Raw genomic sequence first — 23,232 nt, forward strand, 5'->3', positions numbered from 1 at the left:
GATGAGCCCAGACCCTGAATTCCGAAAGAGTGAGATGTCCAATTTCGAAGCTATTGTTCCTGCGCTGGCAGAAGCGCTGGAAAAACGCGGCTATACCGAGCTGACGCCAGTGCAGAAGGCCGTGCTGGAGCTCGGCGAGTCCGACGCTCTGGTGTCGGCGCAGACCGGCTCAGGCAAGACCGTCGCCTTCGGCCTCGCTTTGGCGCCGACCCTTCTTGGAAGCGCCGAACGTTTTGACCAGGCTAGCGCACCGCTGGCGCTGGCCGTGGCGCCGACGCGCGAGCTCGCTCTGCAGGTGATGCGCGAATTGCAATGGCTCTACGCGCCGACCGGCGCCACCGTCGCGTCCTGCGTCGGCGGCATGGACATGCGCTCCGAACGGCGCGTGCTGGAGCGCGGCGCCCACATCGTCGTCGGCACGCCCGGCCGCCTGCGCGACCACATCACCCGCAACTCCCTCGACATGTCGGCGCTGAAAGCCGTGGTGCTGGACGAGGCCGACGAGATGCTCGACCTCGGCTTTCGCGAGGACCTCGAATTCATCCTCGATGCCGCACCGGCTCAGCGCCGCACGCTGATGTTTTCGGCCACCGTGCCGCGCTCGATCGCCACGCTGGCGCAAGGCTATCAGCGCGACGCCGTACGCATCTCGGCCGGCGGCGAGGAAAAGCAGCATCTCGATATCGAATACCGGGCGCTGAATGTCGCCTATCCCGACCGCGAGAACGCCATCATCAACGTGCTGCGCTTTTACGAGGCGAAGAACGCGCTGGTGTTCTGCAACACCCGCGCCGCCGTCAATCATCTGACGGCACGCTTCAACAACCGCAATTTTTCCGTCGTCGCACTGTCGGGCGAGCTCAGCCAGAACGAACGCACCCACGCGCTGCAGGCGATGCGCGACGGACGCGCCAAAGTCTGCATCGCCACGGATGTCGCCGCGCGCGGCATCGACCTGCCCAATCTCGAACTGGTCATCCATGCCGATCTGCCGACCAATCCCGAAACGCTGCTGCATCGCAGCGGCCGTACCGGCCGCGCCGGCCGCAAGGGTGTCAGCGCGCTGATCGTGCCCAACGGCGCCCGCAAGCGCACCGAGCGCCTGCTGCAGAATGCAGGGCTGAAGGCGACATGGGCGAGCCCGCCCTCGGCCGACGACGTGATCAAGCGCGACGACGAGCGCATCCTTGCCGATCCAGCCTTCGACGAGCCGGTGGCCGAGGACGAGCGCGGCTTCATCGACGCGCTTCTGGCCAGGCATGGCGCCGAACAGATTGCGGCCGCCTTCGTGCGCCAATGCCGCGCCAGCCGCTCGGCGCCCGAGGAGCTTACGGATGTCGCACCGTTCACGCCTTCGCGTGACAAACCGGCGGGCGAAAAATTCGAGCGCCGCGATGAAGCGCCAGGCCGGCGCGACGATTTCGGCGACAGTGTCTGGTTCTCGCTGTCGATCGGGCGCAAGCAAAATGCCGAGCCGCGCTGGCTGATCCCGATGCTGTGCCGCACCGGCAACATCTCCAAGCGCGAGATCGGCTCCATCAAGATGCAGCAGGATGAGACCTACGTGCAGATCGCGGCCGACTGGGCCGATCGCTTCCTCGCCNTCGGCTCCATCAAGATGCAGCAGGATGAGACCTACGTGCAGATCGCGGCCGACTGGGCCGATCGCTTCCTCGCCGCCGTCGGCCCCGACAAGAAATTGCAGGGCAACATTGCGGTGAAGCGCCTGGACGGCACGCCCGACCTGTCGCGGGCCGGCTACCAGGCGCCGAAGCCCGACAAGAAGCCGCATCGCGGCAAGCGCCCGTTCGAGGCGCCGCAAAGCGCACACAAGCCGAAATTCGAGAAGCGGGAACGGCCCCCCGGCGATGCAAAGCCTTGGGCCGGGAAACCGAAATTCGACAAGGCTGGACCGCCGAAGAACAAGAAACCGAAGAAGCGGCCGGTTTGAGGCTCTTATCGGCCAATTACAGATGCAGGCGCTGCCCCTCATTGCCCTGCCGGGCGTTTCTCCCCGTATAGTGACGGGGAGAAAGGGCTGACCGCAGCCTTGGCGCTCTCTTGCAACGTTGGCGATTGGCGGAATCGTCGATAACAGCGACCCCTCTCCCCGCCACTATACGGGGAGAGGATGCCGGCAGGCAGGTGAGGGGCAGCGCCAACGCACCGGAAAATAAAGCAACTCATGCCTGAACCGTTCGCCCTCCATTTCGTCCACCCCCTTGCAGTCCGCCGCAACTTTGAACAGTCTGTGCCTGCACGGGGGCGAGGCTAAATGCGCGGCGAAGTTCTTCACTATGACGAGGCCCAGGGTTTCGGCTTCATCACCGGGGCGGACGGCAACCGCTACACCTTCGCGCGCGAGGATCTGCGCCGTGATACCGTGATCGCGAACGGCGCTGTGGTCGAGTTTCTGCCGGCAAGCGGTCAGGCGCGCGACGTTTTTTCAATCCGCGCCCAGCCCGCCAGTCCCGCCACCGCTGCGCCAGCGGCAAGCGCCGCGCCGCCCAAGGCGGCTGCCGGTTCAGCCGCCCCACAGCATTTCGGCCGCCTGGCGGAAGACGGCGCGGTTCGCGATAGCGGACTGCCGGGTTATTTCTGGCGAGGCGTGACGCGCAACTACATCAACTTCGCCGAACGCGCCCGCCGCAAGGAATTCTGGGGCTACTGCCTGTTCTGGACCGTCAGCTTCATCCTGGTCGGAATTGCCGGCGCCCTCGCCGACCAGGCCGTCGGCAATTTCGATGCCGGCAACTGGCCGATTGTGATGATCGGCGTCTGGGGGCTGTTTTGGCTGGCGACGTTCCTGCCCTGGGTCGGGCTCGTCGTGCGCCGCTTGCACGACATCGGCCTGACCGGCTGGCTGGCAATACCTTACTTCGCAATCACCTTCATGTTCGCTCCGGCTACGCTGATCCTCGCGCTGATACTCGGATTGATCCCGACCCAGGCCCACGAAAACCAGTGGGGGCCGGTGCCTGGAGGAGGCGGAGCCTAGACCCGCACCAAGAAATGAGCAGCCGGCTGTTTGCGGACAGCCGTGCTATAACAATGGCTTAGGTCGCAGCCGGGAAGGCAGCTGCTGTTTTGACCGAACGAACGAAATATTTCTCTTGCCATTTAGTCTGTGCATAGATAATCTGTGCAATCATCAAATCGACGATCGAAAACGGATGATGGAGCCAAGACAAATGTGGACCAACGAGTACACCGCAATTTCCCCCCTTTCGGCGCAGGCCATCTGGAACGCGCTCAAGGCGCTGCACGAAGGCCGCCTCACCTACGAAGGGTCCGATACCTTCGTGCTGCACGGCCCGTTCGCCAAGGGCACCCGCGTCTCTGTAACGCCCGTCGGGCAGGACACCTTCGAATCGACGATCGTCGACCTCGTCGACGCTGTAACCTATGCCGACGAGACCTCGTTCGGCGACACGAAACTGCTGTTCAGGCATACGCTGACGCCGGTCGAGGGTGGCACTCAAGTGACTCATCGCCTCGAGATTTCCGGCCCATCGGCCGCCGAGGTCGGACCAGAGCTCGGGCCGCAGATCAGCGGCGATTTCGACACTTCGATGGCCAAACTGTTCGAGCAGGCAATGGTGTTGGCGAACGGTGGCTGATCAAGGGGATCTGAACACGCGCTTCAGCGGACCATCCGAGAGCCCCGGCTTGCTGCTCTGGCGAACCACCATGCGCTGGCAGCGCGTCATGACGGCGGCGCTGGCCCCGCTTGACCTTACCCATGTCCAGTTCGTGCTGCTGGCTTCGGCGATGTGGCTCGGCCGCTATGGCGAGCCGCCCAACCAGGTCCAACTCGCCGCCCAGGCCGGCACCGAGGTGAAGATGACGTCGGACGTCGTCGCCCGGCTTGAGGCAAAGGGACTGATTGTGCGGGACACCGACCCGCGGGATTCCCGCGCCAAGGTGATCCGCGTCTCCACGACGGGGACGGCCGCAGTCCAGCGCGCTATCGTCGCCGTCGAAGCCGCCGACGCTGCTTTTTTCTCAACCGTGGATGAGGCGCAACTCGTCGGCCTGCTGAAACGGCTGGCCGGCGAGATCCGCTGAGTCGGCCGCTAAGCCAGGAACTTGGCGATGATGGCATCGCCCATTGCGACAGTGCCGACTTCGGTCATGCCCTCGGACAAAATATCCTTCGTCCGCAGCCCGTCGTCGAGCACGGCGGCTATGGCGCCTTCGAGCTTGTCGGCCTCATCGACCATGCCGAAGGAGTAGCGCAGGCACATGGCAAACGACGCGATCATGGCGATCGGGTTGGCGATGCCCTGTCCCGCAATGTCGGGCGCCGAGCCATGCACCGGCTCGTACAGCGCCTTGCGCTTCCTGGTCTTCACATCGGGCGCGCCGAGCGAGGCCGACGGCAGCATGCCGATCGATCCGGTCAGCATGGCGGCGATGTCGGACAGCATGTCGCCGAACAGATTGTCGGTGACGATGACGTCGAACTGCTTTGGCCAGCGCACCAGCTGCATGCCGCCGGCATCGGCCAGCATGTGGTCGAGCTTGACGTCAGCATAGCGAGTCTTCTGGGTCTGGGTGACGACCTCGTTCCACAGCACCCCGGATTTCATGACGTTGCGCTTTTCCATCGATGTCACGTGGTTCTTGCGCGTGCGCGCCAGCTCGAAGGCGACGCCGGAAATGCGCTCGATCTCGAACGTGTCGTAGACCTGCGTGTCGATGCCGCGCTTCTGGCCGTTGCCGAGATCGATGATCTGCTTCGGCTCGCCGAAATACACTCCGCCGGTAAGCTCGCGCACGATCAATATGTCGAGGCCCTCGACGACTTCCTGCTTCAGCGAGGACGACGCGGCCAGCGCCGGATAGCAGATGGCGGGCCGGAGATTGGCGAACAGCTCCATATCCTTGCGCAGCCGTAGCAACCCGGCCTCGGGACGCACCTCGTAAGGCACCTTGTCCCATTTCGGCCCGCCGACGGCGCCGAACAGCACGGCGTCCGCAGCCATCGCCTTTGCCATGTCGCCATCCGAAATCGCCGCGCCATGCGCGTCGTAGGCACAGCCGCCGACCAAGCCTTCATCAGTGGCAAAACCGCTGCCGAGCTTTGCGTTCATGGCCGCGATCAGCTTCTTCACCTCGGCCATCGCCTCGGGGCCGATGCCGTCGCCGGCGAGCAGGAGAAGATTTTTCGAAGCCATGGAGAACCGTCCGATGCTGTTTGGAGAAACCGCGGCCTTGCTAAACGCCAAGAGCTTGCGGCGCAAGGGGATGAAGAACGCTACGACGGCGCCCGCCTCTCAAGACCTGGGTTCCTCGCCGTGGCCAGAGGCGGGGGAGAGGAACAAATCACTTGTGCGACAAAATATTCACCAACCGGCCGAACGGATCGTGCACATAAAACCGCCGTACGCCCCACGGCTCGTCGGCCGGACCGTATTCGACGGCAAAGCCGGCGGCCCTCATGCCTTGCAGCGCCGCATCGACATCGTCGACCTCGATGGAGAGGTCCGGCACCGGCGTGCCGGAGCCGCCCTGGGCCATGAAGCTGATCTGCACCTGCATCCGTTCGTCGGACCCGTAGGTGACGATCCAGCCCTGATCCATCAGCACATCGAGGCCAAGCACGTCCTGATAGAAGCGTTTCGCCGCCGCCGCGTCCTGCGTCCCGATATTGGCTACGATGCGCCGGACCGTCATGGCTTTGGCCTCCTCAAGCCGTGCGCCGCAGCGCCGTGACTTCGATCTCGATCTTCATTTCCGGCTTGTTGAGCTGGCACACGATCATCGTCGCCGCCGGCCTGATGTCGCCGAAAGCCTCGCCGAGGATGGGGAAGACGACGTCCACGATGGCCCGGTCTGTGATGTAGTAATGCGCCCGCACCACATCGGCCATGTCGAAGCCGCCATCCCTCAGCGCCTCCGCGATGGTCGCCAGGCAATTGCGCGTCTGCGCCTCCACCGTTTCCGGCATGGTCATCGTCGCATAGTCGTAGCCGGTCGTTCCCGACACGAAGCACCAGTCGCCCTGCACCACCGCGCGCGAATAGCCGGCGGTTTTTTCGAAGGGCGAACCGGTGGAGATGAGTGTGCGCATGGAGCCTCGCTGTGGTTTCGGACACTTTGCAGGAAAGGACCGGCCAGGCCATGGGCCAAGTCAGGTGCAAATCTTGGTCGTCGGCGGGACAGCACCCCCCTCTGGCCTGCCGGCCATCTCCCCCTCAAGGGGGGAGATTAGCAGTCCGGACGCCTTTCTCGCTTTCCACATTTGCGATTGGCGAAAGCCAGAGTGACGTCTGATCTCCCCCCTTGAGCGGGAGATGCCCGGCAGGGCAGAGGGGGGTGTGACGGATCGCGACGGAACAAGCATGAACACCGAGTGTTCGCCGCGCTGCCGCGAACTCTAGTTCCCCGACTCCTGCGCCTTGTCCATTGCTTCCTTCACATCCGCAGGCCAGGTCTTCACGTCAGGCCACGCCTGCGGCTCGCCATTGTCGCCGCGCCGGGCGAAGTAGAGCGTGTGCTTGGCCGGGTCGACCGCCATGAAACCGTCATTGCTGCCGCATGCGTGCGGCACGCAGCCGGTGGCGTAGAAGGCGCCCGACGCCGTCTTTTCGGTGCCGCCGCCGACCAGCAGGCTGGTCGCCATGTCGGGCATGGTGTCGCCGAGTAGCGTCTGCGCCGCCTTGTAGACGGCCTCATTGTGGAAGGCGTCGATGATGTTCTGGTATTTGGCCGGATCGACGTCCTTCCAGTCCGTACCCGGCTCCGGCGCGTAGGTCAGGTCGCCGGAGATCGTCAGCCCGTCGCTGGGCGACCATTGCAGCGCTTGCTTCGTATCGCCCGGCAACAGATACGGCACGAAAAAGATGGCGTTGTCGGCCACCGCCGCCGGCGGCGCGCCGCATTCGTCCTGTTCGACCTTGAGGCTTTGTATCTCGCCGCCTTCCGGCTTCCAGACGATGACCTTGGCCGGGCCGCACTGGTTGCCGCCGTCGCCGACATCGACCAGCGCCACGTCGACGCCGCCGACCTTGACTGTTCTGTCGAAGAACACGTCGTAATTGCTGGCCAGCTGCTTGCCGTCATAGGCCAGCACCTTTTCGCCATCCTGCTCCGGCTGGGTGATGGTCAGCTGCCCGCCCTCGAACGGGACCGGCCCTTGGCTGTCATCGTCCGCCAGGGCCGCATTGCTCGACGCGCCCGGATCGGCGGCGGACGGATCTTCTGCCGGCACGAGGACCGTGTCGGTCTGTGCTTGCGCGCCGGCCACCGGCATCAGCATCCACGCCAGCGCGCAGGCGCCGGCAAGAAGAAAACGTGTCATGACTGTCCCCTCCGTTCAGCCGCCACGAACCCGGCTTTGTGGCGGCCGGGCCATCTCGTACCACTCAGGCCCAAGGACGCTCGGCAGCGTTCTTCTTCTCGAACGAGGCGATGGCGCCGGCCTTCTCCATGGTCAGGCCGATATCGTCGAGACCGTTCAGCAGGCAGTGGCGCTTGAAGTCGTCGAGGTCGAAGGTGACCACGCCGCCGTCGGGGCCGCGGATTTCCTTGGCCTCGAGGTCGACCGACACCGTCGCATTGGAGCCGCGCGAGGCGTCGTCCATCAGCTTCTCCAGGTCTTCGGGGCTGACGGTGATCGGCAGGATGCCGTTCTTGAAGCAGTTGTTGTAGAAAATGTCGGCGAACGACGTCGAGATGACGCAGCGAATGCCGAAATCGAGCAGCGCCCACGGCGCGTGTTCGCGGCTCGAACCGCAGCCGAAATTGTCGCCGGCGACCAGGATCTCCGCCTTGCGGTAGGCTGGCTTGTTAAGCACGAAGTCGGGGTTTTCCGAGCCATCGTCCTTGTAGCGCATTTCGGCGAACAGGCCGCTGCCGAGCCCGGTGCGCTTGATCGTCTTGAGATAATCCTTGGGGATGATCATGTCGGTGTCGACATTGACGATCGGCATCGGTGCGGCGACGCCGGTGAGCTTGGTGAATTTTTCCATGGCTTTTGCCCGTTCTTGATCGAATTCGTTGCGTCAGGGTTTGCTGCGCCCGGTTTACACAAAGCCGCCGGCAAATAAAAGGCAACTGTTGGTGCGCGGCCCGATCGAAAGATCGGCGGCAAACGTCTTTAAAACCGGCCGCCGCTGGTGCACCTTGCGCCCATGACCACACAATCGAATATTATCTATGCCAGTGAGCCTGAGCTCGACGTCGCTGAATTCCGCCGCGTTCTGGTTGAATCCACGCTCGGCGAAACACGCCCCGTCGATGACGACGCCCGGCTGCAGGCGATGCTTTCGGGCGCGAACCTGGTGCTGACCGCGCGGCTCGATGTCGAAGGCACGCCGCTGATTGGGGTTATCAGGGCATCACCGATTTTTCCTGGGTGTGCTACATTTCAGAGCTCGCCGTATCCCAATCTGCGCAAGGCCTCGGCATCGGCAAAGGCCTGATGGACGAGGCCCGCCGGCAGCTTGGGCCTTCGGTCGCCATCAGCTTGATCTCGATGCCCGACGCCGTCGGCTTTTATGAGCGTATCGGCATGAAGCGAATGGCCGACGCGTTCTGGTTCTCCCGCGAGCACTGACGCGCGTCGGGCGCAATTGCCGATCGGGTTGGGGAGTCAAGGCGGGCAAGGTTCTCGGGCAATGCGGAACGGTGTTCAGGACCCCGCGGAGCAACGCCTCCTTGTCGCCCTTGACCCGCGCTTCATCCGGTCCAAATCCGCAGCATGGGAAATCGCCGATCTCTGATAGGCACCGCCGGATGGGGAATTCCGTCTCGATACAAGGCTGACTTTCCGCAGCCCGGGTCGCATCTCGAACGTTACGCAAAATGCTTTCCGGTCGTGGAAATCGACACCTCCTTCTACAAACCGCACCGCCGCGAGACCTATGAGCGCTGGCGCACGCCGTGCCGGAGCACTTCCGCTTCGCGGTCAAGGCACCGAAGAGCATGACCCATGAGCATCGCCTCGCCGATTGCGAGGGGCTGACAGAGGACTTTCTCGGGCAGGTCGAAGGTCTCGGCGAAAAGCTGAGCGTGCTTCTGGTGCAGCTGCCGCCAAGCCTGCCCTTCGAGCCGGAGGTCGCCGGCGGCTTCTTCGACATGTTGGGCAGGCGTAGCCTGGCAAGGCTGGCATGCGAGCCGCGCCATCCCAGCTGGTTCGGTGCCGAGGCGGACGCACTGCTCGCCGGTCACCAGGTCGCACGGGTCGCCGCCGACCCGGCTTCGGTTCCGGAGGCAGCAGGGCCGGGTGGCTCGCCCGGCCTTGCCTATTTCCGCTGGCACGGCGCGTCGCGCATCTACTATTCGGGTTACGATGCCGAAACGCTCGACCGGTTTGCGCGGCAAGTGGAAGCAGCGGCCGCTTCCGGTGCCGAGGTCTGGGGCATTTTCGACAACACGGCCGCCGGGCATGCACTGGGCAACGCGATGGCTGTCAGTGCGATGGTTGCTTAGACTCTCGCGGGACAGCACCCCCCTCTGGCCTGCCGGCCATCTCCCGCGCAAGGGGGGAGATCAGATGCCGCGACCGCTTTCGCCAATCGCCGACGTTGCAAGAATGGCGCCTTCGCCGAAGCTGCCAATCTCCCCCCTTGCGGGGGAGATGCCCGGCAGGGCAGAGGGGGGTGGGCGGGAACTCGACAGTGAGCTTTTGCCGCCTCAAATCACGTTCAATTCCCGAAACGCCCTTCCCTCAGCCACTCTGGCGTACCCAAACGCCGAGCAATCCACCGTCCGATACCCGCCATGCACCAACAACTCCGCCAGCGCCTTGCCGACCGCCGGCGCCTGTTGCAGGCCGTGGCCGGAAAATCCGTTGGCGAAGATGAAATTGCCGACCTCTGGATGCGGCCCGATCACGGCGTTCTGGTCGAGCGTGTTGTAGTCGTAATGGCCTGCCCAGGCGCGGGTCGGCTTGATCGCCTCGAAGGCGGGGATGCGGGTTGCCAGCACGGGCCAGATCACCTCTTCGAACAGCGGCCAGTCGACGTCGAAATCCCTGGGGTCGGCGGGGCCATCGCCCTCCTCCGGTTCGGCGCCGCCGGTGAGATAGACCGAGCCTTCCGGCCTGACATAGATGCCGGAGGGATCGACCAGCAGCGGCATGTCGGCGTATTTTTCCCGCGCCTCGAAGACGAAGACATTGCGCTTGCGCGGCTCGACCGGCAGCGCGAGCCCGGCAAGAGCGGCGATCTTGCCGGCGTTTGGACCAGCGGCGTTGACGACGATGCCGGCTTCCAGCTTTTCGCCATTGTCGAGGCGCACGCCGGTAACGCGGTTGGCCTGGCGCTCGATGCCGGTGACATCGGCGGCGATGAAATCGACTTGTCTGTCACGCAATGCCTTGCGAAACAGCGTCAGCATGGCATGCGCGTCGAACCAGCCCTCGCCGGTGCGGCCGAAGGCGCCGGCGCTGATGCCTTCCGTCGACAGCCAGGAAAAACGCTTTGCCAGCTGGTCGGCATCCTCGAGCAGAATGTCGGCGCCCTCTGCGACCTGCGCTTCGTGATTGGCTTTCAGGATCGGCAGCCCGGCCTCGCCGGCCAGGATCAGATAGCCGCCCTCGCGAAAGCCGATATCGGCATCGGCGCCGAAGGTCTCCTTCAGCCGCCGGAACAGGTTTAGCGTGAACTGCGACAGCCGGATGTTTTCCGGGATCGAGAATTGCTGACGGATCGAGGCCATGGACAGCGTCGTTGCCGCATGGGCGAATTGCGGATCGCGTTCGATCAGCGCAATCGAGCCGGTAAAGCCTTCCTCGCGCAGATAATAGGCGACAGAGGAGCCGACGATGGCCCCGCCGATGATGACAATGTCGTAGCGCACGTTTTCTCCGATCCGGCCGCCGGTATGCTTCACGCCGCCGGCACAATGATCTCGAAGCGCGTGCCGCGTCCGGAGTCAACCAGCGCGATCGTGCCATCATGCGCTTTCAGGAGGGCCAGCACGATGCCGAGGCCCATGCCGGTGCCGCCGGACTCACGGCGCGTGGTGAAGAACGGCTCGAAAATGCGGGCCCTGTTGCTCGGCGAAATACCGGCGCCGTCATCGCTGACCGCAACGGTCGCCTTGCCGTCGGCGGTGGCCGCAGAGAGAAGAACCTGGGTGGCTCCGTGCCTGGCCGAATTGTCGATCAGATTGGCAAGCACGATCGCCGCATTCTCGGCTGATATCCGCAGGCCGATTTCGCCACCCGCCTCAATGTTGACCGCCAGCCGGCCATCGACCGGAAGCAGCGCCAGCGCTGCATCGAGCGATGTGCTTTCGCCGCTCGGCGCCAGATTTTCGGCGCGCGCCAGGTCGAGCAGGCGACGCACCAGCAGATTGAGCCGGCCGGCGTCATTGACGATGTTGCCGGAGAACCGCTTGCGCTCGGCGGCATCCATCGCCTCGCCGGAATCGCGCAGCAGCTCGGCCGCGCCCTGGATCGCCGTCAGCGGCGATTTGAGCTCGTGCGAGACATGGGTGGCAAAAGTCTGGATGCTGTCGGAGCGCGCTTGCAGCTTTTCGGCCATGTCGAGAAAGGCGGCGGACAGCTCCGCCATTTCGCGCGTGCCGTGATGGTCGAGCGGCCGGATCGCGTCGCGGTCGCCGGCGGCGATGCGCCTGGTGCGCTCCATCAGCGCGTAGATCGGCCGGCTGACGGTGCGCAGGAAGACCAGCGCGATCAGCAGCGTGCCGAACAGCATGGCAATGGCCGCCAGCGTCACCTTGCCGCGTTCGCCATAGAGATGTTTGACGATGTTGTTCGGCGTCCGGGAGAGATAGATCACGCCGGCGACGTGGCCAGCGACCGCAATCGGCATGGCGACGAAGACACGAACTTTCGTGCCGCGGCTGACCGAATAGAGCGGCGGCGGCGGCTGATCGGGGATTCGTTGCCTCAATGCGCTGGCATAGCGGCCGGCAAGGGCCTCGCGCACCTCCTCGACATTGGCCAGGGATAGTCCGACCTCGTCGCGCCCGGCAATGACGACGCCCTTGGGATCGAGCAGCCGGAAGCCGGCCAGCGTGGTTTTTTGCGTCGTGTCGAGAATGCCGGACAGTCGCGCGCCGATGGCCGTGAAGGCTGGATCGGTGGCGGCGGCAATGCCGGCGGGCCGGGTCGGCAGCAGATAGTCGGAAGCGAGATCGAGGCTCGGCTCGATCGGCTGGTAAGGCGAGTCGTCGCCGCGGCTGGCATCGCCGCTGTCAGCCTGCATCGGCACCCCTAGCTTCTCCGGGGCAATGGCGGCGTCACTGATATTCTGTGCATAGATGGCGGCGATGACGGCGCCTTGCGCGATCAACTCGCCCTCGGTCTGGCGGATCAGCTGGTTTTCATAAAGCCGGAAGAAGAACAGGCCGACCAGCGGCAGCGCCAGCACCATGATGAGGATGGCGAGGACCACCGTGGCCAGCCTTGGCCGCCATTTGGTGCCGATCCATTTGGCGTCGCTCAGGCGCCGCATCGGCCGAGCCGGAAACCAACGCCATGCACGGTTTCGATGGCGTCGAGACAGCCCGCCGCCGCCAGCTTGGCGCGGATGTTGCGGATGTGGCTATCGACGGTACGGTCGGCGACATGGATGTTGGCGGCATAGGCGCTGGCGACCACCAGGTCGCGGCCCAGCACATGCGCCGGCCGCGCCAGAAATCCTTTCAGGATCGAGAATTCGATCGCCGTCAGCGCCAGCGCCTTGCCGTCGAAACTGGCGCCGTGGCTGGCCGGCACCAGGCTGAGCTTGCCATGCGCAAAGTTCTTGTCATCGGCGGGGTCCGGCGCCACCGGGCGGGCGCGGCGCAGGATGACGTTGACGCGCGCCACCAGCTCGCGCGGGCTGAACGGTTTCGTCACATAGTCGTCGCCGCCCATTTCGAGCCCGAGGATGCGATCGATCTCCTCGTCTCGCGCCGACAGGAACAGTATCGGCACATCGGAGCGCTGCCTCAGCCGCCGGCAGACTTCCAGCCCGTCCATCTCCGGCATGCCGATATCGAGCACGACGAGGTCGGGCTCGCGGCCTTCGATCGCCTGCAGGGCGGCTGCGCCGTCAGCGACGGCCTGCGTCTTCATCCCGGCCCTCTCCAGCGCAAAGCAGATGATCTCGCGAATGTGCGGATCGTCGTCGGCGACCAGGATCTGATGCGGCATGGATCTAACGGTCCGGCACTGAAGGTTGCGAGGGCTGGGTAGGTGGAGGAAGCACGAGCGGACCTCTCTTGTCGAGAACCTGCAGGAGCCTCCAGCCGCGAAAGCTCCAGGCGCGCCACTGCTTCTGCTCGGCGATAGTGTCGTCGATCATCATTTGGTCGGCCAGACAGGTGGTTTGGTTTCCGAATTGGTGCATGTAGAGGCGGTCCAGCGCCGGCATGGCGGCAGCGCCGAGCGAGCGCAGATATTCGGTATCGATAGGCGTGCCGTCGCCGGTCATTTCAAGGGAATGGTCGACATTGAAATTGGCGATCATTGCGGCGAAGTTGATGAAGCAGCAGGCATAAAGCGTCGCCGATAACGTCGCAAGATTGGCGGAGAGCAGCCATTCGTTGGATTTTCCAAGCGCGATGCGGGCAATGATCAGTACAAGCCCTGACGCCACCAACCCCATCCAGACGAAAGCCGCGATGCGCCAGTAGGTCAGTGCATAGACGCCGATATAGAGATCGAGCCTGAGAATCGACGAAATGACCAGCACGATGTTCTGCGCCACCCAGGCATAGACCAGTCGGCGGATCAGCGGATCGCTTGACGTTTCGCTGCCCGGCCGCAGCGCCGCCAGCACGAAGCCGGCGGCCAGCAGCGCGGTGGCGATCAGCGGATAGGCGCCGCGATGCGCATAAGCGGCATAGCTCAACCCGTCGGGAAGGGCGACCCCGCCCCAGAGATAGGCGGCGTCGAGCCCGGTCTGCAGCGCAAACAGGGCATTGAAGACGATCAGCGCGCGCAAGATCGCGGCCTTGCCGAAGACGACGGCCTCGATCGTGGTGGCGGATTTTGTCGCGGCCGGTGCGGCCACGGCTGCAGGCGGCGCCAAAGGTGGAAGGCGGCGTGGGGGTCGGCGCAGCAAGCGCGGCAGGCGAGGCCGCAGGAAAGCCCAGACGCCGGCGAGCACGAACAGCCAGAAGACGATCCGCGCCAGCTGGATGAGATCGAGCAGCTTCATCAGGTCGATCAGCGACAGCCAGTATTCGATGACCGGATTGGCGGTGCCGAACAACAGCAGGAACACCGCGCCCAGCGTCACCGGCATGACCCAGACGATGATGGACGCCAGGTGGATGCGGCGGCCGCCAAGCCGGCGCACCGTGCGGCGCCATTGGAAAAAGTCACGGATAAGGCGCAGCGGCGCCGCCAGCAGGAACAGCGCGACCTGGCCGGCAATGCGGGCGATGCCGTGCCGCAGCCGCCCGGACAGGGACAGCGCAAACACCACCAGCGCCACGACAGCTATCGCCACCGACAGCGGGCTGACGTTCTCGGCCAGCGGCAGCAGCGCGACCAACAAAGCGGCCGGCTTGAGCCAGGGTCGGGTGGAATTCAGTGCGGCAGGATGCACAGCGACCACCGCGCCGGCGATCAGGATGGCAAACAGCAGCACCGTGATCCCGGCGGGCTGGCCGTAAAAGAAAAAATCCGCCAGCGCCACGAGCAGGACGGCGATGCCGAAGCGGCTGGAAAAGCTTGCAAACGATGTCATGCGCGGATTTTCCTGATGGGCTGGGTCCGCTCGGCCGGTGGGCGGATAAAAGGGAGCAGGCTCGCTTCCAGGTACGGGCGGGCCTGCGTCCGGGGCGGATCGACCAACCACCAGCTTTCGCTGCGCAGGCGATAGGGCAAGGACCAAAGGTGAGCGTTTCGCTGTTGCATGCCGCTGTTGTCGCGGGCTCGCATGGAAACGGCGGGGCGGAGCGGAGGAGGTTTTCCGCAGGGATGTGCAGTTTTCGTGCAGGACCTGCGCTTACGGCCGGGGCGCTGCCCGCCATCTTTCCGGACGTTGGCGCTGTCCCAGCCAGGCTCCTTTCCTCTCCCTCAGGAGGGGGGAGAGGTGGCTCGGCGAAGCCGAGACGGAATGGGGGAACCACCTGGCAATCGCCGCGAACGGACACAGGAAGGGCATTCGGTGCAAACATCGCCTCGCCTTGCGCCCCGAGGGTCGACATCCACTCCGTCGACCCCCACTCCGTCGAGCTTCGCTCGACACCTCTCCCCCGATCGACGGGGGAGAGGAAAGGCCCCCCTTCCGCAACTGCTGCGGGACGGGCGGGGCAGCGCAAGCNCGTTCGCGGGGGTGAGTTGCGACGAAAGTCGACCGCCACAGATCGACTCCCACTCCGTCGAGCTTCGCTCGACACCTCTCCCCCGATCGACGGGGGAGAGGAAAGGCCCCCCTTCCGCAACTGCTGCGGGACGGGCGGGGCAGCGCAAGCTTTCGCGGTTGGCTCGTCATCAGGTACCGGTCGGACGCTTGCCTCCCCCGCCCACACGCGGCATAGATCGGCCATGACAAGCGAACCTTACCGCCCGCGCCGCTCGGTGCTTTACGTCCCCGCCTCCAACGACAAGGCGCTGGCCAAGATCGCGACGCTGGCCTGCGATGCCGTGATCATCGACCTCGAGGACGCCGTTGCGCCCGCCGACAAGGTCGCCGCGCGGGGCAAATTGGCCGGCATTTTCGCCAGCCGACCGAAACGCCGCTGCGAGATGATCGTGCGCGTCAACGCGCTGTCCAGCGAATGGGGCACTGAAGACCTGCTCGCCGCGGCAAAATCCGAGCCCGACGGCATCCTGTTGTCCAAGGTCGCCACGCCGCGCGATATCCTCGAAGTCGGCGACGTGCTCGACGACAATTTTGCCCCCGACAGCGTCAAGCTCTGGGCGATGATCGAGACGCCCAAGGCCATGCTCAACATCGGCGCCATTGCCGAACTCGGCCGCGACCCGGCCTCGCGCCTAGCTTGTTTCGTTGCCGGAACGAACGATCTGGTCAAGGAAACCGGCATTCTGGCGACGCCTGATCGGCGCTACCTCGTGCCTTGGCTGATGCAGATGGTGCTGGCGGCGCGAGCCGGCGGCATCGACATACTCGACGGCGTCTCCAACGATTTTCGCGACCTCGACGCGTTTGCGCGCGAATGCACGGAAGCCGCCGCCATGGGGTTCGACGGCAAGACGCTGATCCACCCCGCCCAGATCGAAACCGCCAACCGCGCCTTTGCGCCCGCGCCCGAAGCCTTGGCCGAGGCGCACGCGGTGAAAGAGGCTTTCGCCTTGCCCGAAAATGCCGGCAAGGGCGTGATTGCGCTGGATGGCAGGATGGTCGAACGGCTGCACCTGGTGCAAGCCGAAAAACTGCTGGCGAAGGCCGCCGCCATCGGCGCATGATTGCCTAAGCCGGCTTCGGAATATCCCGCCCTACAAGACAGAACTTACGACAGGACCTGACCCATGAGACTCTACCGCTTTCTGTCCGCCCCCGATGATTCCACCTTCTGTCACAAGGTAACCGCGGCGCTGAACAAGGGCTGGCATTTGTACGGCTCGCCGACCTACGCCTATGACAAGAAGACCAAATCGATGCGCTGCGGCCAGGCGGTGGTGAAGGATATCGACGGCCAGGAATACGGGCCGGATACCAAGCTGAGCGACTGGTAGGCTTTGCCAGGCACGGACGCAGGCTGTGTCGAGATTCAGGTCAGGCCGAGCCGAGAACAGTGGTTTCCGAGAACCGGAGCGGAGCGTACTTAAAGTACGCGAGCACCGGAAGCGCAGGAAGCTGCCGTTCGCAGGCCGGCTTCACCTGAATATCGGCGCAGCCTCACTCCGCCGCCTCTTCGATTTTCTCCATATCATCATCCGACAGGCCGAAATGGTGGCCGATCTCGTGGATCAGCACGTGGGTGACGATGTCGCCCAGCGTCTCTTCGTTCTCGGCCCAGTAGTCGAGGATGGCGCGGCGGTAGAGGGTGATGCGGTTCGGGCCTTCGCCGGTCTGCGGGTTCCAGCGCTCGGCGATGCCGCGGCCCTCGAACAGGCCGAGCAGGTCGAACGGCGTCTCCAGCGACAGATCGTCCATGATCTCGTCGGTCGGGAATTCGGCGATCATGATGACGATCTCGCCGGTCAGCTTGCGAAAATCGTCGGGCAGATGTGCGTACGCCTCCAGCGCCAGAAACTCGATCTCCTCGATCGAAGGCGAGAGTTCATCGTGCCAGGTGCGGGTCTTGTAGATGCGGGCCATGCTTTGTCCTTTGATCCCGGCATATAGGCTTTCCCTCCGGACTCGGCAAATGGACGGGTACCTGGCCAATGACTGTTTCTTTGCGCCGAATGGCTGCGACCAAAGTCCAAGGTTGGCCTCGCCACCTTTGATCAAGGAATAAATTCCTTCTGACTCCGCTTGACTCTTCCGGCACCCTCTGGAATCTATAGGAACATAACAGGAACAATTGTGAGAGAAATTGACCGTCATGGCGACATCAGCCGTGGCGCGGGAGACTGTTTTTGCCCTGCGCCGCCAGATCGCGAAGATCGAGGGAACGCTGCCCGAGCGCCTGGCCGCGCCGGCTGGCGAGGGGCTGCGCGCGGGTCCTGGCGGCGGTCTCGACGCCGCGCCTGAACCCGATGCCGATGTCACCATCATCCGGCGCGGGCTTGCCGTGGCTTCGCCGGATGCTTTCCTGGCCACCGGCGTCGAGCGCCTCGATGCGGCGCTGAGCGGCGGCCTTCCGAAAGCCGCCTTGAGCGAAATCCATGGCCTTGAGACCCGCAATGCCGGGGCCGTCGCCGGTTTTGTGCTGTCGCTTGTCAGCCTGATCCTCAAGGGCCAGCCCTTGCCCGTGCTGTGGATCGGCACATCGGAGATTTTTCGCGAGGCCGGCTTTCCCTATGCCAGGGGATTGCAGGGCATGTTCGGTCTCGCACCGGAGCAATTGCTGTTTTCCGAGGCGCCGAAACTCACCGATGCGCTGTGGGTAGCCGAGGAGGCCGCGAAGATGACGGCGCTCGCCGCAATCATCCTCGAAATCCGTGGCAGCCCGCAGCGGCTCGACCTCACCGCGACGCGCCGGCTGCACGCGCGCGCCCAAAACGCCGGCCGGCCGGTGTTCCTGCTGCGCCAGGCTGGCGAAGCCGAGCCGACCGCCGCCCCGGTGCGCCTCATCGTGTCGGCTGCACCAGCGGCGAGCCGCCGGACGATCGCCGGGTCGCTCGCCGGCTCGATCGGCCGGCCTGCCTTCACCGTCAGCATCGGCAAGAGCCGCACCGCTCTGCCTGGACAATTCACACTGGAGTGGAACCCCGATGAACACGCATTCGAAGAAAGAAAGCCCCGCGAAAAACGGGCAGAGAATTCTGTCGCTGTGGTTCCCGCATCTGGCGGCAGAACGGATCCTGCGCCAGCGCCTGGGACGGTCGTGGCGTTCCCGGCCTTCGGATCATCTGCCGCCATCTCACCCACCGCTCGTGATCAGCCATCGCGACCGCAACGCCCAGCGCATATCGGCCCTCGACGAGCGGGCTGAGGCGCTGCATCTGAAGCCTGGCATGGGCATTGCCGACGCCCGTGCCATGCATCCCTCGATCGACATTGTCGAGGCCGATCCGGAGGCCGACCGCCGGCTGCTCGAAGGCCTCGCCGACTGGTGCGACCGCTATACGCCGCTGGTGGCGCTTGACGGCGTCGACGGGCTTTATCTCGACGTCACCGGCTGTACCCACCTGTTCGGCGGCGAGCGCGCCATGCTGGACGACATCCTTGCGCGGTTTTTCCAGCAGGGTTTCGATGTCCGCGCCGGGTTGGCCGCGACGCCGGGTGCAGCCTGGGCGGCAGCGCGCTTTTGCGGCGACCGCATCGTTGTCTCCGGCGAGGAAGAAGCGCTGCTCGCCCCCTTGCCGCTGGCCGCACTGCGCATCGAGGCCGATATCCGCGCCAGCCTGGAAAGCGTCGGTCTGCGCACCGCCGGCGCGGTCATGGCAGCGCCGCGCGCGCCGCTCGCCCGCCGTTTCGGCGCGACCTTGCTGTTGCGTCTTGACCAGGCGCTCGGCCGCCTCGACGAGGCGGTATCGCCGCGCCTGCCGGTGGCCTCGCTTTCGGTCGAACGCCACCTGGCCGAGCCGGTCGTGCTGACCGCCGAGATCGAACGGCTGGTGCTCTTGCTGGCGGTGACGCTGAAGGCCGATCTCGAACGCCGCGGCGAGGGCGCAAGGATGCTGGCGCTGCTGTTGTTTCGCGTCGACGGCGCCGTCAGCCGCATCGCTGTCGGCACCTCGCGTCCGCTGCGCGAACCGAAGCTGATCCAGCGCCTTTTCCATGAGCGGCTGGCCGCGCTCGAACAGGACATCGATGCCGGCTACGGCTTCGACCTGGTTCGGCTTTCGGTGCTGGCGGCCGCCGGCTTCGACATGCAGCAGGCCGATTTGACCGGCGAGGCCGAGGATGACGGCGCCGACATGGCACTCTTTGCCGACCGCATCCGCGCCAGGCTCGGCGACAGTGCGGTGCTGAAACCGGTCGCCCTCGAGAGCCATCTGCCGGAGCGCGCCATCGCCACCATCCCGTTCTCGGAAGCGCCACAACGCAAAACACCGCTCAGGAAGCCGGGCTCGAAAGACGCGCCGCGCGCAACCATCTTCCCGCCGGAACGGCCGATCCGGCTGTTCCGTTCGCCCGAGCCGATCGAGGTGCCGGCCACCGAAATGCCTGAGGGTCCGCCGATGAATTTCCGCTGGCGCCGCGCGCTCTACCGGGTCGCGCGCGCCGAGGGGCCGGAACGCATCGCGCCGGAATGGTGGCGTGAAACGTCAAGCGATCCGCTCACATCGACGCGTGACTATTTCCGGATCGAGGATGCCGACGGCCGCCGCTACTGGCTCTACCGGCAAGGCCTCTATGGCAACCCGCAGGTGCCGCCGCGCTGGTTCATGCATGGGGTCTTCGCATGAACGCGCTGACCGTCATCCCCTATGCGGAATTCGGCATCCAGTCGAACTTCTCCTTCCTGCGCGGCGCCTCCAAGCCGGAGGAGCTGGTGGTGGCGGCCAAATTCCTCGGCTTTTCCTCGATCGGACTGGCAGACCGCAACACGGTGGCCGGCGTCGTGCGCGCCTGGCAGCAGGCCAAGGTCGAGAAGCTCGCCTATCACCCCGGTTGCCGCCTGGTGTTCGGCGACGGCACGCCGGACATTCTCGCCTATCCGCAGAACCGCAAGGGCTGGGGCCATCTCTGCCGCATGCTGACGCAAGCCAATTTGCGCGATGAAAACGAGAAGGGCGCGACCCTTCTCCAGCGCAGCGACCTGCTCGAATGGGGCGACCTGCTGTCGCTGGCGGTGCTGCCGGATCTCTCGGCGAATGCCGACGATCCCCTGGCATTGGTCCGTCAACTGAAAGACCGTTTCGGCGCTAATTTGCGGCTAGGCATGGCGCCGGATTATCGCGGCAATGACCGTTTCCGCATCGAGCAGGCGGCGGGCATGGCGGACATCGTCGGCGTGCCGCTGATGGCGACCAACGACGTGCTTTATCACAGCGCCGAGCGCCGCTCGCTGCAAGATGTGCTCACCGCCATCCGCCTCAATTTGCCGGTCGCCGAGGTCGGGGTGGAGCTGACGGCCAACGCCGAGCGCCATCTGAAGCCGCCGCTGGAAATGGCCCGTCTCTTCCGCCCCCATCCACGGGCGCTGGCCGAGACGCTGCGCTTTGCCGGCGAACTGACCTTCTCGCTCAGCGACCTCCAGTACAATTATCCCGACGAGCCGACGCAATCAGGGCTTGGGCCGCAGGCCGAGCTAGAGCGTCTGGCCAGGGAGGGGGCCGCCACGCGCTATCCGGCGGGCGTCCCCGCTTCCGTCTTGCAGCGCATCAGTGAGGAGCTCGCTCTGATCGAGCGTCTGAATTATGCGCGCTATTTCCTGACCGTTTACGACATCGTCCAGTTCGCCCGCAATGAGGGCATTCTGTGCCAGGGCAGAGGCTCGGCCGCCAACTCGATCGTCTGCTACTGCATCGGCATCACCGAGGTCGGCCCCGAGCGCATCGACACGTTGTTCGAGCGCTTCATTTCCGAGGAACGCAACGAGCCGCCCGACATCGACGTCGACTTCGAGCATGAGCGGCGTGAGGAGGTGATCCAGTACATCTACTCCAAATACAGCGCCAAGCGCACCGCGCTGGCGGCCGCCGTCATCAGCTATCGCGGCCGCTCGGCGCTGCGCGAGGTGGCCAAGGCCATGGGCCTGTCGGACGATGTCCGCAGTGCGCTCTCCAGTTCGATCTGGGGCTGGTCGACCTCGGAGCTCGGCGAGAAGGAGGCCCATGCCGGCGGCCTCGACCGCAACGAGACCTCGACCAGGCATGTGATCGCCCACGCCAACGAGATCATGGGCTTTCCCCGGCATCTGTCGCAGCATGTCGGCGGCTTCGTCATTACCCGCGACCGGCTCGACGAGATCGTCCCCATCGTCAAGACGGCGATGGAGGCGCGCAAGATGGTCGAGTGGGATAAGGACGATCTCGACGCGGTGAAGATCCTGAAGGTGGATATTCTAGCGCTTGGCATGCTGACCTGCCTGAAGCGCGCCTTCACCTTGCTCACCGACCATTATCCGAAGGCCCGGGATGATTACTGCCGACCCTATGTGCTGGCCACCCTGCCGCCGGAAGAGAACAACGTGTACGACATGATCTGCCGCGCCGACACGCTCGGCGTCTTCCAGATCGAATCGCGCGCGCAGATGTCGATGCTGCCGCGTCTAAGCCCGCGCGAATTCTACGACCTGGTCATCGAGGTGGCGATCGTGCGGCCCGGCCCGATCCAGGGCGACATGGTGCACCCCTATCTGCGCCGTCGGCAGGGCAAGGAAGCGGCTGAATATCAAAAGCCAGAGCTGGAGGCTATTCTCAAGAAGACACTCGGCGTGCCGCTGTTTCAGGAACAGGCGATGAATATTGCAATCGTCGCCGGTGGTTTCAAACCCGGCGAAGCCGACGAACTACGCCGCGCCATGGCCACCTTCAAGCGCACCGGCACCATCGGCAATTACCGCCAGCGCATGATCGACGGCATGGTCGGCAAGGGATACACCAAGGACTTCGCCGAGCGCTGCTTCAAGCAGATCGAAGGCTTCGGCGAATACGGCTTTCCCGAAAGCCACGCCGCCTCCTTCGCTTTGCTCGTCTATGCCTCCTGCTGGTTCAAAACCTTTTATCCCGACGTGTTCTGCGCCGCGATCCTGAATTCGCAGCCGATGGGGTTTTACCAGCCGGCCCAGCTGGTGCGCGACGCGCGCGACCATGGCGTCGACATCCGCGACGTCGACGTCAATTTTTCCGACTGGGACTGCACCCTGGAGAAAGCCCAATTCGATCCGGGCCGCATCCTGGCGCGCCATGCCGAAATGCGCGGTGTCATCAAGACCCGGTACGCCGTCCGGCTTGGCTTCCGTCAGATCAAGGGCTTGGCCGAGAAGCGTATGGAAGCTTTCACCGCGCGGCGCGGCGCCGGCTATACAAGCGTCAGGGATGTCTGGCTGCGCTCGGGCCTCGATGTCGGCGAAATCGAAAGACTGGCGCAGGCTGACGCCTTCCGCTCACTCGGCCTCGATCGTCGTGAAGCCTTGTGGGCGGTGCGCGCGCTGGATGGCAAGAGCGCCGCCGAACGGCTGCCGCTGTTCGACCAGCCGGCGATCCGGCTGCGCGAACTCGAGCCCGAGACAAAACTGCCGACAATGCCGCTCGGCGAGCACGTCATCCACGACTACCGCGCGCTCGGCCTGTCGCTGAAGGCGCATCCGGTCGCCTTTCTGCGCGAGCGGCTCGACCGCGCCGGCGTCATTCCCAATGCCAATCTCGGCTCGGTGCGCGACGGCAGGCGGGTCTCGGTCGCCGGCCTGGTGCTGGTGCGGCAGCGGCCCGGCAAGGGCAATGCGATCTTCCTGACGCTAGAAGACGACAAGGCCGTCGCCAACGTCATTTTCTGGGAGCGGACCTTTACCCGTTTCCGGCCCATCGTCATGGGCGCGCGCTTCGTCAAGGTCACCGGCAAGCTGCAGTCGGAATCCGACGTCATCCACATCGTCGCCGAAAAGATCGAGGATTTGACACCGTGGCTGACGGTGCTGCTGGAAGAGATGACGCCGGCTGCCCGGCCCGACATTGCCACCCTCTCGGACAAAGCTGAAAGGGTCATGCCCAAGGGGCGGAATTTTCAGTAGGGCAAGTGCAGGGCGGTCGGGAGCCCATGACATTAATGCCGGCAAGGGCAGAGGGGGGCG

Annotated in this window: 21 protein-coding genes and 1 pseudogene; 12 read left to right on the forward strand and 10 right to left on the reverse strand. The window is 64.7% G+C overall.

The features are described from left to right. Nucleotides 1-34: 34 nt before the first annotated feature. From X733_RS155430 to X733_RS155415, 4 genes are all read left to right on the forward strand, one after another. Entirely contained in the window at nucleotides 35-1,951 is a 1,917-nt protein-coding gene (locus tag X733_RS155430) for a DEAD/DEAH box helicase (RefSeq protein ID WP_023818353.1), read from the forward strand. 324 nt (nucleotides 1,952-2,275) lie between these two features. Next, nucleotides 2,276-2,998, forward strand: coding sequence for a DUF805 domain-containing protein (locus X733_RS155425; RefSeq protein ID WP_023740120.1), 723 nt, complete (start codon nucleotides 2,276-2,278; stop codon nucleotides 2,996-2,998). Nucleotides 2,999-3,191: 193 nt separating this feature from the next. Further along, the gene (locus X733_RS155420) at nucleotides 3,192-3,620 is read left to right on the forward strand and encodes a polyketide cyclase (protein ID WP_023708789.1); all 429 of its coding nucleotides are present in this window, start codon (nucleotides 3,192-3,194) and stop codon (nucleotides 3,618-3,620) included. A gap of 49 nt (nucleotides 3,621-3,669) precedes the next feature. Continuing rightward, complete coding sequence (locus X733_RS155415; RefSeq protein ID WP_245260091.1) at nucleotides 3,670-4,068, forward strand: MarR family transcriptional regulator; 399 nt, start codon at nucleotides 3,670-3,672, stop codon at nucleotides 4,066-4,068. Between the two features lie 8 nt (nucleotides 4,069-4,076). Here X733_RS155415 and leuB read toward each other — a convergent pair whose 3' ends face one another. From leuB to leuD, 5 genes are all read right to left on the reverse strand, one after another. Further along, a complete protein-coding gene (gene leuB / locus X733_RS155410) occupies nucleotides 4,077-5,180 on the reverse strand; it encodes a 3-isopropylmalate dehydrogenase (RefSeq protein ID WP_023818354.1) in 1,104 nt (367 codons plus the stop codon). Nucleotides 5,181-5,328: 148 nt separating this feature from the next. Then, nucleotides 5,329-5,679, reverse strand: coding sequence for a VOC family protein (locus X733_RS155405; protein ID WP_023818355.1), 351 nt, complete (start codon nucleotides 5,677-5,679; stop codon nucleotides 5,329-5,331). 13 nt (nucleotides 5,680-5,692) lie between these two features. Continuing rightward, nucleotides 5,693-6,076, reverse strand: a complete 384-nt coding sequence (locus tag X733_RS155400) for a RidA family protein (protein ID WP_023814784.1) — start codon at nucleotides 6,074-6,076, stop codon at nucleotides 5,693-5,695. A gap of 306 nt (nucleotides 6,077-6,382) precedes the next feature. Further along, nucleotides 6,383-7,306 (reverse strand): hypothetical protein, encoded by a 924-nt coding sequence (locus tag X733_RS155395; RefSeq protein ID WP_023694555.1) that lies wholly within the window; start codon nucleotides 7,304-7,306, stop codon nucleotides 6,383-6,385. A 64-nt stretch (nucleotides 7,307-7,370) separates the two neighbouring features. After that, nucleotides 7,371-7,976 carry a 3-isopropylmalate dehydratase small subunit gene (gene leuD, locus X733_RS155390; RefSeq protein WP_023683818.1) on the reverse strand — a complete coding sequence of 202 codons (606 nt, stop codon included), beginning with the start codon at nucleotides 7,974-7,976 and terminating at the stop codon, nucleotides 7,371-7,373. Nucleotides 7,977-8,138: 162 nt separating this feature from the next. Here leuD and X733_RS01000000166055 point away from each other — a divergent pair, with 162 nt between their 5' ends. The 3 genes and pseudogenes from X733_RS01000000166055 (at nucleotide 8,139) to X733_RS01000000166060 (ending at nucleotide 9,438) form a co-directional block, all read left to right on the forward strand. After that, nucleotides 8,139-8,429 carry a hypothetical protein gene (locus tag X733_RS01000000166055; protein WP_348625860.1) on the forward strand — a complete coding sequence of 97 codons (291 nt, stop codon included), beginning with the start codon at nucleotides 8,139-8,141 and terminating at the stop codon, nucleotides 8,427-8,429. Further along, the gene (locus tag X733_RS1000000171435) at nucleotides 8,363-8,563 is read left to right on the forward strand and encodes a GNAT family N-acetyltransferase (protein WP_348625859.1); all 201 of its coding nucleotides are present in this window, start codon (nucleotides 8,363-8,365) and stop codon (nucleotides 8,561-8,563) included. Before X733_RS01000000166055 ends, X733_RS1000000171435 begins: the two co-directional genes overlap by 67 nt. Nucleotides 8,564-8,707: 144 nt before the next feature. Beyond that, nucleotides 8,708-9,438 (forward strand): annotated as a pseudogene (locus X733_RS01000000166060) (DUF72 domain-containing protein). A gap of 204 nt (nucleotides 9,439-9,642) precedes the next feature. On the opposite strand, the gene X733_RS155385 reads toward X733_RS01000000166060, so the two are convergent. From X733_RS155385 to X733_RS155370, 4 genes are read right to left on the reverse strand one after another with little or no spacing between them, the layout of a single operon-like run. Further along, nucleotides 9,643-10,809 carry an FAD-binding oxidoreductase gene (locus X733_RS155385; protein WP_023818356.1) on the reverse strand — a complete coding sequence of 389 codons (1,167 nt, stop codon included), beginning with the start codon at nucleotides 10,807-10,809 and terminating at the stop codon, nucleotides 9,643-9,645. 29 nt (nucleotides 10,810-10,838) lie between these two features. Further along, complete coding sequence (locus X733_RS155380) at nucleotides 10,839-12,434, reverse strand: HAMP domain-containing sensor histidine kinase (protein ID WP_023694560.1); 1,596 nt, start codon at nucleotides 12,432-12,434, stop codon at nucleotides 10,839-10,841. Continuing rightward, nucleotides 12,422-13,117 carry a response regulator transcription factor gene (locus X733_RS155375; protein ID WP_023694561.1) on the reverse strand — a complete coding sequence of 232 codons (696 nt, stop codon included), beginning with the start codon at nucleotides 13,115-13,117 and terminating at the stop codon, nucleotides 12,422-12,424. The genes X733_RS155380 and X733_RS155375 overlap by 13 nt, the downstream gene beginning before the upstream one ends. 4 nt (nucleotides 13,118-13,121) lie before the next feature. Beyond that, nucleotides 13,122-14,660, reverse strand: a complete 1,539-nt coding sequence (locus tag X733_RS155370; protein ID WP_023818357.1) for a DUF4173 domain-containing protein — start codon at nucleotides 14,658-14,660, stop codon at nucleotides 13,122-13,124. An 803-nt stretch (nucleotides 14,661-15,463) separates the two neighbouring features. On the opposite strand from X733_RS155370, the gene X733_RS155365 reads away from it, so the two are divergent. Beyond that, the gene (locus X733_RS155365; protein ID WP_023818358.1) at nucleotides 15,464-16,345 is read left to right on the forward strand and encodes a CoA ester lyase; all 882 of its coding nucleotides are present in this window, start codon (nucleotides 15,464-15,466) and stop codon (nucleotides 16,343-16,345) included. Between the two features lie 63 nt (nucleotides 16,346-16,408). Beyond that, nucleotides 16,409-16,615 carry a DUF1737 domain-containing protein gene (locus tag X733_RS155360; protein ID WP_023673921.1) on the forward strand — a complete coding sequence of 69 codons (207 nt, stop codon included), beginning with the start codon at nucleotides 16,409-16,411 and terminating at the stop codon, nucleotides 16,613-16,615. Between the two features lie 163 nt (nucleotides 16,616-16,778). Here the strand turns inward: X733_RS155360 and X733_RS155355 are convergent, their stop codons facing one another. Then, nucleotides 16,779-17,201, reverse strand: coding sequence for a metallopeptidase family protein (locus X733_RS155355; protein ID WP_023818359.1), 423 nt, complete (start codon nucleotides 17,199-17,201; stop codon nucleotides 16,779-16,781). A gap of 229 nt (nucleotides 17,202-17,430) precedes the next feature. Here X733_RS155355 and X733_RS1000000170690 point away from each other — a divergent pair, with 229 nt between their 5' ends. The 3 genes from X733_RS1000000170690 to X733_RS155345 are packed head-to-tail and all read left to right on the forward strand — an operon-like array spanning nucleotide 17,431 to nucleotide 23,172. Then, nucleotides 17,431-18,483: a hypothetical protein gene (locus X733_RS1000000170690; RefSeq protein ID WP_023730283.1), complete on the forward strand. Its 1,053-nt coding sequence runs from the start codon at nucleotides 17,431-17,433 to the stop codon at nucleotides 18,481-18,483. Further along, nucleotides 18,425-19,903 carry a DUF6504 family protein gene (locus X733_RS155350; protein WP_023740131.1) on the forward strand — a complete coding sequence of 493 codons (1,479 nt, stop codon included), beginning with the start codon at nucleotides 18,425-18,427 and terminating at the stop codon, nucleotides 19,901-19,903. The genes X733_RS1000000170690 and X733_RS155350 overlap by 59 nt, the downstream gene beginning before the upstream one ends. Next, a complete protein-coding gene (locus tag X733_RS155345) occupies nucleotides 19,900-23,172 on the forward strand; it encodes an error-prone DNA polymerase (protein WP_023818360.1) in 3,273 nt (1,090 codons plus the stop codon). The genes X733_RS155350 and X733_RS155345 overlap by 4 nt, the downstream gene beginning before the upstream one ends. Nucleotides 23,173-23,232: the final 60 nt, after the last annotated feature.

This window comes from Mesorhizobium sp. L2C066B000, assembly GCF_000502335.1.
Classification (GTDB): Bacteria; Pseudomonadota; Alphaproteobacteria; order Rhizobiales; family Rhizobiaceae; genus Mesorhizobium.